Source organism: Paenibacillus sp. GM2, from assembly GCF_900069005.2.
Classification (GTDB): Bacteria; Bacillota; Bacilli; order Paenibacillales; family Paenibacillaceae; genus Fontibacillus.
In genome coordinates this window covers 2,326,930-2,341,556 of sequence record NZ_LN831279.1, presented here as the reverse complement: position 1 = coordinate 2,341,556, position 14,627 = coordinate 2,326,930, and the positions used below count along the sequence as shown (strand labels likewise).

The following is a 14,627-nucleotide window of genomic DNA, read 5'->3' as shown; positions in this document are numbered from 1 at the left end:
GTAATAAGGTCCCCAATTTCCGTTAGATTTGTCTTAACTCGCTTTTCAGCAACCATAACGTACCGTATTTCCGTTACCTATCAGATAGATCCATTTAGCCGCGCTGAGCCTGACAACTCCATATCATTGTTAAACGTTCTGTCCAGAAGAAGAGAGATTTCCTATTAATCATAGCTATGATTATCCGATGTCAATCTATGATTGAAATTGGACAACACGGCTGCAGCCCATGTCATTATCCACGGATTTGACCATTGCCGTGAATGATATATTTGGTTGATGTCAAGGCTGGAAGCCCCATCGGACCTCTGGCATGCAGCTTCTGTGTGCTGATGCCGATCTCGGCGCCGAAGCCGAATTCGAAGCCATCCGTGAAACGAGTGGAGGCGTTATAATAGACAGCAGCCGCGTCTACTTCCTGCAGGAAGCGTTCGGCATGCTGCAGATCCTCGGTTACGATGCACTCGGAGTGCTTCGTGCTGAAGCGGGCGATATGGGCCAGCGCTTCATCCAGATCCTTGACGATCTTGACATTAAGAATATAGTCGTTGTATTCAGTGGCATAATCCTCATCGGTTGCCGGTTTAGCCCAATCGACGAGAGCTCTCGTCTGTTCACAGCCTCTGAGCTCCACGTTTGCTTCGCTGAAGCGCTGCGCCAAAGCAGGCAGATGCGCAGCGGCGAAATTCTGATGAACGAGCATCGTCTCCATCGAGTTGCACACGGAAGGGCGCTGTACCTTGGCGTTGAGCGCAATGTCTGTCGCCATCGCTGCATCTGCGGTGGCATCCAGATAAGTGTGGCAGATGCCTGCGCCTGTCTCAATGACCGGAACGGTGGCGTTGTTGACAACGTTCTGGATAAGCGAGCTGCCGCCGCGAGGAATAACGACGTCAAGCAGGCCATTCAGCTTCAGCATCTCGTCCACCGAGGAACGGTTGGAATCCTCGATCAATTGCACCGCATCGCGCGGAATAGACGTCGAATCCAATGCTTCATGAATGATCTCGACGATCTTGCGGTTAGAGGCAATGGCCGCTGATCCGCCTCTGAGGACAACGGCGTTGCCCGTCTTCAGGCAGAGGCCGATGGCATCAACCGTCACGTTTGGCCGCGCTTCATAGATCATTCCGATGACGCCGAGGGGAACGCGGCGCTTCGCAATATGCAATCCATTTGGGCGTTCAAATGTCTCCAGCAATTCACCGATGGGGTCCGGAAGCGAGACAATTTGTCTCAATCCTTCTGCGATAGCTTCGATGCGCTGTTCATTCAGAGCAAGCCGATCGAGCAGAGATTCATTGGTTCCATTGTCGCGTCCGCGGTCAAGATCCTCCCGGTTGGCGGCAATGATCGCCTCGTTGTTCTCCACCAGCGCATTGGCGGCGGCAAGCAGCGCTTCGTTCTTCAGCGCGGTAGTCAGTCCGCTCAGGGCGGAGCAGGCCTTGCCTGCAAGTTGTGCTTTCTGTCTCACTTCACTCATTTGAAATACCTCCTCAGTATTTATATATGATGATCAAGCTTTCAATGAAATCCACTCGTCGCGATGTATAACCTCCAGACGATGGACGCTGTTCATCGTCTTCACCACCTCCGAGCTGGGCAATCCCATGATGTCCTGCATTTGATCAGCATCATAGTTCACAATGCCGCGCCCTAGAACCTCGCCGTCGGGGTTCACTACTTCCACGACATCCCCGGCCTGGAAATGTCCGGTCGATTCACGTACCCCGACTGGCAGAAGGCTGCGCCCTCCATGTATCAGCGCTTCCTCTGCGCCGGCATCGACCGTCAATGTGCCGATCGGAATCGAGAGGAAGCCAAGCCATTGCTTCTTGCGCGGCAGCGCCGAGTCATTGGCTTCGAAGTAGGTTCCCTGTCCTTGCCCGTTTACAGTTTGCGCCAGTTGCCCCGGCTGATTGATCTTGCCGATGAAGACAGGAACCCCGCCGCGCGAGGCGATCTTGGCCGCATCGATCTTGGAGCGCATGCCGCCGGTTCCGACAGCGGTTCCGGCACCGCCAGCGATTTTATAAATGTCATCATCGATTTCCTGCACACGGTCAATACGCCGAGCTGACGGATCAATACGTGGATCCTTCGTATATAATCCGTTCATATCCGTCAGGATGATCAACTGATCGGCCTTAATCAAATTGGCGACCAGGGCAGATAACGTATCGTTATCACCGAATTTCAATTCATCGATAGAGACCGTATCGTTCTCATTGATAATGGGGAGGACGCCTCGGCCAAGCAGTTCCTCCAGCGTCATGCTGGCGTTGCCCATCCGCTTGCGGTTCTGAAAATCGGAGCGTGTCAGCAGAACTTGTGCGGCTGATACGCCGTGTACAGTCAGGGCCTCGCGATAGTTCTGCATCAGCAGCGCTTGGCCGACAGCTGCCGCGGCCTGCTTCTCATGCAGCAGCTTCGGCCGCTCGGCATATCCGATTTCGCGGAATCCCGCTGCGACCGCTCCGGAGGTGACGAGCAGAATCTGATAATTTTCAGCTTTCAGGGCAGCCAGCTCGGAGGAGAAGAAGTCGATTGCTTTCCGGTTTAGTTCCCCTTCCGAAGAGGTTAATGAGCTGCTGCCTATTTTGACAACGATGCGTCTTAGCATGGAGTTCACTCCCAAAGATAAGTTAATATACAAAAAAACTTCCGCCTTTGCTTGCAAAGGACGAAAGTTTCACTTCCGCGGTACCACCTTAATTGATGATTGCTCATCCAACTTGATTACCCGGTAACAGGGGCGCTGTCCGCTCTTGACGAGGCGGCCGCTCGGGGGTAGGTTTCGAAGAGTGCGAAGTGCAAATTCTTGCAGCCGAGGAATCTGCTCTCTATGGTTCGCATCGCTCTTGTACTTGGTCCCGTCAACACGTTTATATATTCTACGTATGTAGTCGGTCATTCTCCGGAGAATATCCGGGAGAGGTTTTCTTGTTAATGCTAGAATACCATGTGTCGCCGGGCTTGAAAAGAAGCGCTGGCCAAACTGTTCCTGAACACACTTAGATTTTACGGATGTGATATTTTTTGAAGGGTCTATTGACGATTGGGAAAATCAGGGTCATTAGTGCTGCAAGAAGGCGTGCGGAGAAAAGTCTGGGTACTGTTTGCGAAGCGTCCTCAGCTATAAGCGGTAAGGTGATGCCGCTCGACCGTCCGGGTGACGGCAGTCTGAGGGGAATCGCGGTAGATTCAACAGTGATTGCTGGCTGTGGGACTTGTAATCATGGTAGATATGTGTTGGCTGCTTGATCCGGTCACCCGAAGTCTTTAGAGGTAGAGCACAGACCGGGCTCCTCCTGGGATGCATCTGCAAGCCCTTTAGCCTCCGCCTCTACGTTGAAGTTAGCCTACTAGCTCTATACTTCACTAGAGAGCATTACTTTACTTGAACATAGAAAAAAGCTGCTCACTTGCAGCTATTTTCTATTTATGTCTGGAGTAGAGTATATGATCTTACTTCCGTTTAGCGTGGGAATGACTGCATCGGGAGACCCGGATAAGTCGGGAATGGGGGCGGGGCTGCTTGCTGCGATTGTTGTCCTGCTTGCGGATTTCCATAGGCCGGATAACTGCTTGCCATTACTGTCCATCCAGGCCTAACTGATATCGGATAGGTCTGCATTTGCTGCGGCATAGTCTGGTATGGGGAGGGGAACCTGGGAGTGACGGGTTGAGAAAGTTCCGGAACGCCGTTAGCTTGGTTTGGCTGGCTCCACTGAGACCTGGCTCGTTCTGCGTGTCGTTGAGTTGAGCCTGGCACCTGCTGGAATTGTACCGTTTGTGTGGGCGGGGTGCTTCGTTTCTGATTGTTTGAAGAGCTTGAAGGGCCAGTAGGTTTACAATCTTTGGGCGGGCCAACAATGACGGTTGAAGTGATAGGAGCCAGCGTCTCTTTGACCTCGGCTTCATTCAGACAGTACGTGTCGGCAAGCACATTGGCAGGAGTTAATCTGAGAATATCCGAACCAAAAATAACCTCAGGAATCGGTGCATCAAACACGGCTAACAGATGGGTGTTATCCCTCGTTGCAATTTCATAATGCCACCAGCCTTGCGGCACATTGGCAACCTGACCCGGTCTGATTGGAAAATGCAACAATTGGCTCGTGAAAGGATTGATTAGTGAGACGACAGCCGAGCCGGCAATACAATAGACTAATTCGGAAGCATTTTGATGATAATGGGGCTCTACCGTCCCGCCATTGCTAAGGAATATATCGAGCAGTGAGTTGTCCCCAAGCGTATTCAACTGATTGATTGACAGGACATTAATATAATTCTGATTGTCTTTTTTAAAGAACGGGTTGTTCTTCAAGTCATAAGTAAATTGGACATTAGGTGAGGTATAATCCATGTAGGAGATCGACATACGATGTTCTCTCCATCCTTCCGGTTGAGATTGATGGAGTATTCTATGCATTCGCCCAGAGAAGAGTGATTGGGCTTTATTTTGATAGAATCATGGATTGCTTTGTTGGCAGATTCCTTATATAAGGGGGATAAAAAAGTGGAGGCTAAGACCAAGTGGCAAATGGCTCTAATTCAAACGGACATCATGGCAGGGAAGCCGGATCGAAACCGGGAAATGTTGCAAAGTAAAATACAGCAGGCTGCGGAAGCCGCCTTAAAGCCCGATATGATCGTTCTGCCTGAAATGTGGAATACGGGGTATGCGCTTGAGCAAATGGGGGAGCTTGCCGACCCAGAGGGGCGGGAAAGCCGGCGCTGGATTTCAGAATTTGCACGCAAATTCAAGGTTCATATCGTTGCCGGGTCCATAGCTGAGAAGAGAGGAAATAAGGTATATAATACGATGCTGGTCTTCGATCGGACGGGCGAGGAAGTCGCGGCCTATTCCAAAATTCATTTGTTCGGGCTGATGCATGAAGACAAGTACCTGGCGGCAGGAGATCAGGCGGTTACCTTTGAATTGGACGGGATAAGAGCCGGGGCGGCGATCTGTTATGATATCCGCTTCCCCGAACTGGCTCGTACATTGTCGCTGAATGGGGCGCAGATTATGTTCGTGCCGGCCCAGTGGCCGCACCCACGGCTGCAGCACTGGCGCACTTTGTTGACCGCGCGGGCGATCGAGAATCAAATGTATGTGATCGCCTGCAATACGACAGGGAGAAATGGCGATGACCATTTCTTCGGACATTCGGCGATCATTGATCCGTGGGGGGAGTGGATCGCCGAGGGCGGGGAGGCAGAGGGGATCATTACCGGCCATCTTGATTTAACCCTCGTCCAGCAGGTGCGAGAACGGATTCCCGTGTTCAAGGATCGTCGACCGTCGGCTTATGAATTGTAGCGTTCTGCTAGCGTTTGCTTAAATGTCTCGATGAAGGCCTCCGCGGCTTTTGATAAATAGCGTCCTTTACGATAGGCGATCACGAGTGTCCGGCTAGGTTGCGGGGCGGCCAACGGTAGATATACAGGAATCAGCTCACTGCGCCGGGCTCTCGCTATGAAGTGGGGGACGAGTGTAATTCCCATCCCGGCAGCCACTAAAGACTGGATGGTCTCTATATTATTGCTCTCAAATACGACGTTGGGTTCAAAGCCGGCTTGACGGCACAGATCTATCGTCATTTTTCGGAAGCCTTGTCCTTTCTTCAGGACGATGAAAGGCTCATCCTTCAACTCCGTCAATGGGATTCCATCGCGTTCTCCGGCCCTGCTTGCCAGCGGATGCTGGGGGGGGACCGCCAGTTCGACTGGCTCCTCGCCAATCGGCTCATAGGTTAGCGTCGGCTCCTGCAGCGGCAGAGAGAGCAGGCTCAGATCCGTACCGCCGCCAGCCGTCAGCTTCTCTAAATGGAGCGAAGTGTCTTCTCGCAGTACGATGTCAATATCCGGATAAGCGGCCTTGAACGCGGGCAGTACATACGGAAGCAGATGCGAGCCGGTAATCGGCATACTGCCGATGACAACGCGGCCGGCGCGAAGCTGGGAGATATCGTCCATTTCCTGGCGCAGCTCCTTCACGGCATCCATTATCTTTCGGGCATGCTCAATGAAGCTTTCTCCAGCATAGGTCAACTCCACCGTACTAGTATTGCGCTGAAACAATTTGACACCGAGCTCCTGCTCCAGTTTCGATAACTGCTGGCTTAGCGAAGGCTGGGCGATATGCAGCTTGTCGGCCGCCCGCGAGAAATTTTTCTCCTCAGCAATTTGTAGGGTATATTGCAATTGTCTTAGTTCCATCCGATATCTCTCCTGATTTATAGATTTAGCGTTGTGCGGATTTGCTGTCTTATTTGTTTTACCTATAACTATTATATGATATATAGGCTTGATTAGTCAGATAGAATATCCTGTTCCGGTAATAAATGTCGATCATGTTTGTTATAGGCGATTCATTCTATGTATAATAGGGATAGTAGAACTCATGGGAGGTATTTTGTGTGCAAAAAGTATGGAAAGAGGTTCGAGGCTGGGGCATTTCAATCATCATTGGATTTGTGCTTAGCATATTAATTGGAATTTTCGTGATTCAACCCTATAAAGTGGATGGACATTCCATGGAGCCTACGCTGAAGGACAGTCAACGGATCTATGCCTGGAAGATCAAGCATACGCTAGATAAGCTGCCTAAGTATGGAGATATCGTTATTGTAGACAGTCGCGTGGACCGGAGCCGTACTTTTATGGACGATTTATTAGAGCATCCGATCATTAATCTATTTTCCGGCCAAGCGGATAATGAAATTTTTTATGTCAAGAGAGTTATCGGACTGCCGGGGGATACGATCGAGGTTAAGGACGGCTATGTGTATCGCAACGGGGTTCAGCTCAGCGAGCCTTACATTAAAGAACAAATGAACCTGGGTCCGGCTCAATCCTGGGACGTCCCGCAAGGTGATGTTTTTGTGATGGGCGATAACCGCAATCATAGCAATGACAGCCGCAGCATCGGCCCCGTACCGCTGGATCATGTGATGGGAATTGATTTTAAGTAGACTTTGAAACTTTTATCAGGCATCCGTTGGGGTGCCTGTTTTGATTTTCCAGGTGCCTATGCGCTTATGATTGTAACGAAACACCATATCGCTATTTCGCCATAAACCACGATAATTTATTTTTAACGAAACACCATAACGTTAATTGGGCTAAATTCAGTCTGAAAGCCATTAATTTGGTGAAATAACGATCCCCAGTTTCGTTAGAAATCAGGAGGGCCCTTATTAGCACTAATAGCGATCCCTAGTTTCGTTAGAAGTCAGGATGTCTCTTAAAAGCACCAATATCGATCCCTAGTTTTGTTGTTCTTAAAAGCACCAATGGCGATAACCAGTTTGATTAGCAATCAGGATGGCTCTTAACAGCACTAATAGGAATTCTGAGTTTGGTTCTAAGTCAGGATAGCCCATATAGAACTAGTGGCGATTCCTAGTTTCGTTAGCAATAGGCCAGACTCTATCGGCACTAATAACGATCCCCAGTTTCGTTAGCAATAGGATAGTACTTATTAGCACTAATATAGCGTTCCTCAATTTCATTAGCAACCAGGATGGGCACTTATCATCAATAGCGATAACCAGTTTGATTAGCAATCAGGATGGATCTTATCCGCACTAATAGGAATCCTGAGTTTTGTTCGAAGTCAGGACAGCCCATATCTGCACAAGTGACGATTCCTAATTCCTTAGCAACCTGCTCCTATCCGTTCCAAGACGATCCTCAGTTTCATTTAGAAGTCATTAGCAATTGGTAACTCCCTTACGCCTAAGAACCTTCCTCTCAACCACTGCTCAAGTGCAGATTAACCTGCTTTATCCAGTCCTTGCTTATAGGTTAAACCTATCATCATTATAGTTATAATATCTTGGAACAATGAAGAATTAAGTGATATATTGATTTCAATATACAAGTCGCTGGCTAGTGGCAGAAGTGCCGTAGCTGACTTGTTCAATGTTCGAATCCTTGTGTGGGGTGAATTTTAATGAGCAACCAAAAGAAAACGTTGTATGAGAAAATTTGGGACAATCACGTAATTTATCAGGAAGAAGGCAAGCCTAGCATTTTGTACATCGATTTGCATCTCGTTCACGAGGTAACGTCACCGCAAGCCTTCGAAGGCTTGAGATTGAATGGACGCAAGGTGCGTCGGCCGGATTTGACATTCGCAACCATGGATCATAACGTTCCTACGAAGGACCGTTACAATATTACTGATCCTATCTCCAAGCAGCAAATCGACACGCTGTCGCAGAACTGTAAGGAATTCGGTGTTACGCTATATGATCTGGATACGATCGACCAAGGTGTCGTTCATGTTATGGGACCTGAGCTTGGCTTGACACATCCGGGCAAGACGATCGTGTGCGGAGACAGCCATACTTCAACACATGGCGCCTTCGGTGCGCTGGCTTTCGGGATTGGCACGAGCGAGGTTGAGCATGTTTTGGCAACCCAATGTCTGCAGCAAGCGAAGGCGAAGACGCTGGAAGTACGTTTCGTCGGCAAGCGTAAGCCGGGCGTTACAGCCAAAGACCTGATTCTCGGCGTCATCGCCCAGTACGGAACCGATTTTGCAACGGGTTATGTTATTGAGTATACCGGTGAAGCGATCCGCTCGCTTACAATGGAAGAGCGGATGACGGTCTGCAACATGTCGATCGAGGCCGGAGCAAGAGCGGGATTAATCGCACCTGACGAGACGACCTTCAACTATTTGCGTGGACGCGAGCATGTACCGCAAGGAGCGGATTTTGATCGCGCGGTAGCTGATTGGTCTGCTTTGAACACGGACGAAGGTGCTGCGTATGATCGTGTTGTTGAATTTGACGTGGATTCATTGGTTCCGCAAATAACTTGGGGAACGAGCCCGGGAATGGGTACTAATGTGAATGCAACTGTACCTAATCCGGCTGAATTTACTACAGATAATGAGCGCAAAGCAGCCGAAAAGGCGATTGAGTATATGGGGCTTACTCCAGGCACCCCAATGACAGAAATTGAGATCGATTATGTGTTTATCGGTTCTTGTACGAACGGTCGGATTGAGGACCTGCGTGCAGCAGCGGAAATCGCCCGCGGTTACAAGGTGTCCAATAAAGTTACGGCAATTGTTGTGCCGGGTTCCGGTCGCGTGAAGCTGCAGGCTGAGAAGGAAGGACTGGATAAGATCTTCACTGAAGCCGGATTTGAATGGCGTGAAGCTGGATGCAGCATGTGCCTGGCGATGAACCCGGACGTATTGCAGCCAGGTCAGCGCTGTGCCTCTACTTCGAACCGCAACTTCGAAGGTCGTCAGGGCCGCGGTGGCAGAACTCACCTCGTCTCTCCGGCAATGGCTGCAGCTGCGGCGATTAAAGGCCGCTTCGTGGATGTACGTGAGTGGAATGTCAACAGCGAAATCGTGAGCTAAAATAGTTTGTTCAAACTCGGTGCGGAAATCGAATTTTTTGAACATGTACTATAAGTAAGAGGGGAGCATTATCATGGATGCATTTAATAAAGTAACGGGTATCGTTGGTCCGGTAGACCGGGTGAATGTGGATACGGATGCGATAATCCCAAAGCAATTTTTGAAGCGTATTGAGCGTACTGGATTCGGACAATTTCTGTTCTATGAATGGCGCTTCGACACAGAAGGCAATGTGAACCCGGAGTTCGAACTCAATAAGCCGCGTTATAGCGGCGCATCGGTTCTGATCTCCCGTGCCAATTTTGGCTGCGGTTCCTCCCGGGAGCATGCGCCATGGTCGATCCTTGACTATGGGTTCCGTTGTGTAATTGCACCTTCTTTTGCGGATATTTTCTATAATAACTGCTTCAAGAACGGTATTCTGCCGATTAAATTGTCGGAGGAGCAAGTGGAGGAACTGTTCCAGCGCACAGCACAGCATGAAGGCTACAAGCTGAGCGTCGATCTGGAGAGCAAGACGATTACTGATGAGTTCGGGTTAAGCCTCTCCTTTGATCTTGACGAGCACCGTAGACAATTTCTGTTGCAAGGGCTGGACGATATCGGTCTGACACTGCAGCATGAAGAACTGATCACGGCCTACGAGCAGCGCAAATTCGCTTAAGCTGATCATTCCAGCGATAGCCGATTCCCCTTCCCTCCATTCCGGAGAAGAAGGGAGTCGGCTTTTTTATGTTAATAGAATGCCCCGAATTTAACGACAAGTGGATTGGGTAAGAATACCCTTCAACATGAAACTTTCTTCATGAGAAGTTCGTTATGAATTTTGTATGCATTTGTCATTCTATGAAATAGGAGTCTATCAGAAAACGCTATTATCTGATATCATGGAAGTTATTAGCAAACTGTGCGGTTATTGATTATTGGTTTGTCGGACGGTTGTCAGGAATTTGTCGTAGGTCGGATGGATGTCGTGTGATGGAATGTCGGATGCCGGAAATTTGCTTTGTCAGAATCTTGCTGCAGAAGTTGTTGGTGCTGCTCGCACTTGCTGCGACCTCGCGGTAAATTACGAGAATGGTAGGGATAAGATGATGAAGAAATTGAGGTTCATAGTACTGTTCATGCTCTGTTTGTTCGCTATTCCGGGAATCAGCCAGGCGGCATCCCCGGTCAGCACCCATATTTACCTTGACGGTCACGAGTTGGCGCAGCCTGAGAAGGCGCAGGCCGGCATCGTTGATGGGAATGTGATGGTACCATTGCGCGTTGTGTTGGAGGGACTTGGATACGATGTTGCGTGGGAGAAGGAGACAGGAAGCGTTATGGTCTCTCAGGCTGACATTACTCTTAAATTCGTAATTGGCGAGAAGCTGGCACAATCCGGGGATCGGGAGATCCCTCTAAAGGCGGCACCGTTTCTGCAGAATAATACTACCCTCATCCCGCTTCGCTTCGTAGGCGAAGAGATGGGGCTTCAGGTAAGCTGGGATAATAAGACGAAATCGGCTCATTTACATAGTCCTGACGGCGGATCGGGTTCGGGCGTCGGAGGAGGCAAATCCGCTTCGAATCCTAATGAGGCGGGCGGGACTCCGGAGAATGTTCCGCAGCAAGGTAATTCAAACAATGGAGGAAGCGCTGTCCCTTCAGCTCCCCATGCGATGCTGAATGGGATCAGCTTCAGCGATAATCGTCTGCAACTTTCGGCTTCTAGCGATATTGAGCCAAGTGTGTTCAAAATGGACGGGCCTGATCGGATCGTCATCGATCTGCCGCAGACCTCTTTCTCCGAACAGTTCGCAAGTGCCTTGCCGCTGGATGATACCATGCGCGGGGAATTTGCTGTTACGGATCATCCTAGCGTATCTCAGATTCGCTATGCTCTATTTACCCGTAATCCCGATACGGTTCGCATCGTGCTTGATCTCAAGGCACCAAGCCCATTTTCGGTTACTAGAGATGGACTTGGGCTGATCACGATAGATTTGACGGAATCTACGGGAGTTACACCGCCCCCTGTTGGTGGCAGCGGAAAGAGAATCGTTGTTATTGATCCTGGCCATGGCGGGACTCAACCAGGGGCTATAAGCAAGAGCAAGAAGCAGGAGAAGGATTTCACCTTGGCGGTCGGGTTAAAAGTACAAGCTCTGCTGGAACAAGAGCCGGATATCGATTTCGTTCTAACGAGAACAACTGATATCACAGTAAGCCTGCAGGACAGAGCCAAGCTAGCGAATGACCTGAATGCGGATATATTTATATCAATTCATGGGAACAGCATTGATCCGCCCGCTAACCCTAGCGGCTCCGAGACGTACTATACTAGAGAAGAGAGTATCCCTTTAGCAAATGTTATGCATAAGCATTTGGTAGCGGCGACAGGGCTTGCTGATCGTAAGGTGCGCTACAGCAGTCTTCATGTTACGAGAGAGACAAAGATGCCTGCGGTGTTGCTTGAGGTGGGGTATTTGAGTCATGATAAGGATGAAGCTCTGATGTATACTGAGGATTTCCAGCAAAATGTTGCCGAGGGAATCGTTGCAGGTATTAAGGAATATTTAGGACTGTAATTATTCACTTAGATATTTGAAAATGCGTAAGTCCCAAAGGGGGAATGTAGGATGAAGAAATTATGGCTTTCAGGATTGCTGGCAATATTAATTATCGCGGCTGTTGGTTGTGGACAGAAACCGGGGACTTCGCCGCAAGGAAATGAAACCTCATCAATCCAGGACCCGGTAGCTGCGACTCCGGATTCAAATGGCGGTGGGGACGATGCCGGGCAGAACGGCCAGAGCGGGATTACCGATCCGGGCACCCCGGAGCAATTGCAGGCTGATATAACGGTGTATTTTACCGATGAGGATATTATGGATTTGAAGCCGATTAAGCGTGAAATCACATATACTGATGCAAATGATAAGTATGAGACAGCCTTTAAAGCTCTGCAGATGGCCGATGAGGGATTGATATCGCTGTGGGATAAGGTTGAACTGAATGCGTTAGATTTCTCAAAAGGGCAGCTCGTGATTGATATTACACTTCCGCCTGAGGCGAGGCTTGGTGCTGGTGGAGAATCGCTTGCGATCGAAGCTTTGAAGAAGACGATGTTCCAATTCGATGAGGTGGAGAGCATCGAAGTGACGGTGGATGGAGAGCAGCTTGAGTCGCTGATGGGGCATGTTGACTTAGACCATCCAATTATTAGATGATCGTCCCAAATTCTGATAGCAATAGTTTCCGAGAATCTCGGAAACTATTTTTTTGTATTTTGCAAAATAAGAAAATTGGCATATTATCGCAACTTTTGTGAGTTTTGGACGTCTAATATTTCGTCTGATGGTGGCCGGGGCTGTTGTCAGTTGCCCGACATCATAAGTCAAAATACTTGAATGGTAGGGGTGAAGGATGAAAAAAATTGGCTTCGGTGTGTTGATGTTTTTTGTAATGTTTATGTTAGTCCTTCCACAGACTGGACATGCCGCCTCGGGTGGTACAAGCATCGTCTTGGATGGAAAAACGCTGAATTTGCCGGCGAACGGTCAGGTTCAGAATCTAAAGGGCAATGTAATGATTCCAATTCGTGTCGTCTCGGAGGAACTGGGTTTTGACGTCAATTGGGAGAAAAAGACGCGCACGGTAACCATACAGCAATTAGATACTGTATTGAAACTGGTCGTGGATCAGAGCACGGCTATCGTCAATGGTGATAGCGTAAGCCTGCCGATGGCTCCGAAGCTAGTGAGTGACACGGTGATCGTTCCGCTTCGCTTTGTAGGGGAGCAGATGGGTCTAGAGGTAAGTTGGGATAATAAAACGAAAACCGCATATCTTGTATCTCCAAATTCCGGATCAGGCTCAGGAAGCGGTGGAAACGCCGGCAGTGGCAATCAACCGTCCAATCCTGGGCAGGTAGAGAATTTGGCCAACATCAATGGAATCAGCTTTAGTAACAATCAGCTTATGATTGCAGTGGACAAGAATGTGAAGCCAAGTGTGTTCACGATGAATGGCCCGGATCGGATCGTGATCGATATTCCGAATGCTCGCTTCAGCGACAGCTTTGCGAATGGGCAGAACCTGGACAGCAACAAGAACGGATCACAGGAAGTGAGCGATTATCCGGGGATATCACGAATACGCTATTCGTTGTTTAGCGACAATCCTTCGACCGTAAGGGTTGTAATGGATATGGACAGTGCCAAGAAATATAAGCTTGTGAACAACAATGATGGACTTGTCATTATTGATCTTAATGCTGATGATTCTACATCTCCGGGAACTACCCCGGGGGGCGGTGACAATGGTAAGAAGCTAGTTATCATTGATGCTGGCCACGGAGGAAGCGATCCGGGAGCAATCAGTATAACCAAGAAAAATGAGAAAGACTTTACCCTGGCTGTTGCCCTGAAGGTACAGGCGTTGCTTGAGAAGGAATCGCAAATTGAAGTGGTTATGACGCGGGATAGCGATACATATCCGACCTTGAGTGATCGCTCCAATCTTGCTAATAAGCTGAATGCGGATATCTTTATATCTATTCATGGCAACTCAGGACCTTCAACAGCGTCAGGCGTAGAGACGTATTATACACGCTCAGATAGCGCACAGCTTGCTAATATTATGCATAAGTATCTCTTGGAGTCCAGTGGGCTCGCAGATCGTAAAGTCAAAACGCAAAGTCTGCATGTAACCCGGGAAACGAAGATGCCAGCCGTACTGCTGGAATGTGGATTCCTTAGCAATAGCAGTGATGAATCCAAGATGTATACGGAGCAATTTCAGGATAGTGTAGCTAACGGGATTGTAAAAGGAATTAAAGAGTATTTCGGCATGTAATCATACGAATTACTTATAGTCTGAGTTCAAAAAGTTCGATCGTGATCGGACTTTTTGAACTACCTAGATAAATAAATGTTCAAAACGACTGAATTTCAGCACCGAGAAGGTTGGATGAAGCTAGGTTATGAGGAGCGGAGCGTACGAAGTGGGTACGTGAGCACCGGAAGAACCGGGTGAATTCAAAATTCGATGTCGAGCCACTTCTTGATTCGCTTTGAGACAAAATCGGACTTTTTGAACTACCAGATTAAATAAATGTTCAAAACGACTGAATTTCAGCACCGAGAAGGTTGGATGAAGCTAGGTTATGAGGAGCGGAGCGTACGAAGTGGGTACGTGAGCACCGGAAGAACCGGGTGAATTCAAGATTCGATGTCGAGTCACTTCT

12 protein-coding genes are annotated in these 14,627 nt (G+C 48.9%); 8 read left to right on the top strand and 4 right to left on the bottom strand.

The window, feature by feature from the left end:
• Positions 1 to 235: 235 nt before the first annotated feature.
• Both BN1360_RS20265 and proB read right to left on the bottom strand, forming a co-directional pair.
• Entirely contained in the window at positions 236 to 1,483 is a 1,248-nt protein-coding gene (locus tag BN1360_RS20265) for a glutamate-5-semialdehyde dehydrogenase (RefSeq protein ID WP_068781681.1), read from the bottom strand.
• 33 nt (positions 1,484 to 1,516) lie between these two features.
• Positions 1,517 to 2,623, bottom strand: coding sequence for a glutamate 5-kinase (gene proB / locus BN1360_RS20260; RefSeq protein WP_068781680.1), 1,107 nt, complete (start codon positions 2,621 to 2,623; stop codon positions 1,517 to 1,519).
• 416 nt (positions 2,624 to 3,039) lie between these two features.
• Here proB and BN1360_RS20255 point away from each other — a divergent pair, with 416 nt between their 5' ends.
• Positions 3,040 to 3,264: a hypothetical protein gene (locus BN1360_RS20255; protein ID WP_148466627.1), complete on the top strand. Its 225-nt coding sequence runs from the start codon at positions 3,040 to 3,042 to the stop codon at positions 3,262 to 3,264.
• A 214-nt stretch (positions 3,265 to 3,478) separates the two neighbouring features.
• Here BN1360_RS20255 and BN1360_RS26050 read toward each other — a convergent pair whose 3' ends face one another.
• Positions 3,479 to 4,384 (bottom strand): cupin domain-containing protein, encoded by a 906-nt coding sequence (locus BN1360_RS26050; RefSeq protein WP_229521064.1) that lies wholly within the window; start codon positions 4,382 to 4,384, stop codon positions 3,479 to 3,481.
• Positions 4,385 to 4,546: 162 nt separating this feature from the next.
• On the opposite strand from BN1360_RS26050, the gene BN1360_RS20245 reads away from it, so the two are divergent.
• On the top strand, positions 4,547 to 5,329 hold the full coding sequence (locus BN1360_RS20245) for a carbon-nitrogen family hydrolase (protein ID WP_068781819.1): 783 nt from the start codon (positions 4,547 to 4,549) through the stop codon (positions 5,327 to 5,329).
• Here the strand turns inward: BN1360_RS20245 and BN1360_RS20240 are convergent.
• The gene (locus BN1360_RS20240) at positions 5,317 to 6,228 is read right to left on the bottom strand and encodes a LysR family transcriptional regulator (protein ID WP_068781679.1); all 912 of its coding nucleotides are present in this window, start codon (positions 6,226 to 6,228) and stop codon (positions 5,317 to 5,319) included. The two genes, BN1360_RS20245 and BN1360_RS20240, sit on opposite strands and share 13 nt — an antisense overlap.
• A gap of 200 nt (positions 6,229 to 6,428) precedes the next feature.
• Between BN1360_RS20240 and lepB the strand changes: the two genes are divergently transcribed.
• The 6 genes from lepB (at position 6,429) to BN1360_RS20210 (ending at position 14,236) form a co-directional block, all read left to right on the top strand.
• Positions 6,429 to 6,983, top strand: coding sequence for a signal peptidase I (lepB, locus tag BN1360_RS20235; RefSeq protein ID WP_068781678.1), 555 nt, complete (start codon positions 6,429 to 6,431; stop codon positions 6,981 to 6,983).
• Positions 6,984 to 7,966: 983 nt separating this feature from the next.
• A complete protein-coding gene (gene leuC / locus BN1360_RS20230) occupies positions 7,967 to 9,394 on the top strand; it encodes a 3-isopropylmalate dehydratase large subunit (RefSeq protein WP_068781677.1) in 1,428 nt (475 codons plus the stop codon).
• A gap of 73 nt (positions 9,395 to 9,467) precedes the next feature.
• The gene (gene leuD / locus BN1360_RS20225) at positions 9,468 to 10,058 is read left to right on the top strand and encodes a 3-isopropylmalate dehydratase small subunit (RefSeq protein ID WP_068781676.1); all 591 of its coding nucleotides are present in this window, start codon (positions 9,468 to 9,470) and stop codon (positions 10,056 to 10,058) included.
• A gap of 304 nt (positions 10,059 to 10,362) precedes the next feature.
• Positions 10,363 to 11,967 carry an N-acetylmuramoyl-L-alanine amidase family protein gene (locus BN1360_RS20220; protein ID WP_324254280.1) on the top strand — a complete coding sequence of 535 codons (1,605 nt, stop codon included), beginning with the start codon at positions 10,363 to 10,365 and terminating at the stop codon, positions 11,965 to 11,967.
• 51 nt (positions 11,968 to 12,018) lie between these two features.
• Positions 12,019 to 12,609, top strand: a complete 591-nt coding sequence (locus BN1360_RS20215) for a GerMN domain-containing protein (RefSeq protein ID WP_068781675.1) — start codon at positions 12,019 to 12,021, stop codon at positions 12,607 to 12,609.
• Between the two features lie 196 nt (positions 12,610 to 12,805).
• A complete protein-coding gene (locus tag BN1360_RS20210; RefSeq protein ID WP_068781674.1) occupies positions 12,806 to 14,236 on the top strand; it encodes an N-acetylmuramoyl-L-alanine amidase family protein in 1,431 nt (476 codons plus the stop codon).
• The last annotated feature ends 391 nt before the right edge of the window (positions 14,237 to 14,627 follow it).

Bases quoted from the DNA above. Each gene is read 5' to 3' on its own strand.
- BN1360_RS20265 (WP_068781681.1), bottom strand. From the start codon at position 1,483: ATGAGTGAAGTGAGACAGAAAGCACAACTTGCAGGCAAGGCCTGCTCC.
- proB (WP_068781680.1), bottom strand. From the start codon at position 2,623: ATGCTAAGACGCATCGTTGTCAAAATAGGCAGCAGCTCATTAACCTCT.
- BN1360_RS26050 (WP_229521064.1), bottom strand. From the start codon at position 4,384: ATGTCGATCTCCTACATGGATTATACCTCACCTAATGTCCAATTTACT.
- BN1360_RS20245 (WP_068781819.1), top strand. From the start codon at position 4,547: ATGGCTCTAATTCAAACGGACATCATGGCAGGGAAGCCGGATCGAAAC.
- BN1360_RS20240 (WP_068781679.1), bottom strand. From the start codon at position 6,228: ATGGAACTAAGACAATTGCAATATACCCTACAAATTGCTGAGGAGAAA.
- leuC (WP_068781677.1), top strand. From the start codon at position 7,967: ATGAGCAACCAAAAGAAAACGTTGTATGAGAAAATTTGGGACAATCAC.
- leuD (WP_068781676.1), top strand. From the start codon at position 9,468: ATGGATGCATTTAATAAAGTAACGGGTATCGTTGGTCCGGTAGACCGG.
- BN1360_RS20220 (WP_324254280.1), top strand. From the start codon at position 10,363: ATGTCGTGTGATGGAATGTCGGATGCCGGAAATTTGCTTTGTCAGAAT.
- BN1360_RS20215 (WP_068781675.1), top strand. From the start codon at position 12,019: ATGAAGAAATTATGGCTTTCAGGATTGCTGGCAATATTAATTATCGCG.
- BN1360_RS20210 (WP_068781674.1), top strand. From the start codon at position 12,806: ATGAAAAAAATTGGCTTCGGTGTGTTGATGTTTTTTGTAATGTTTATG.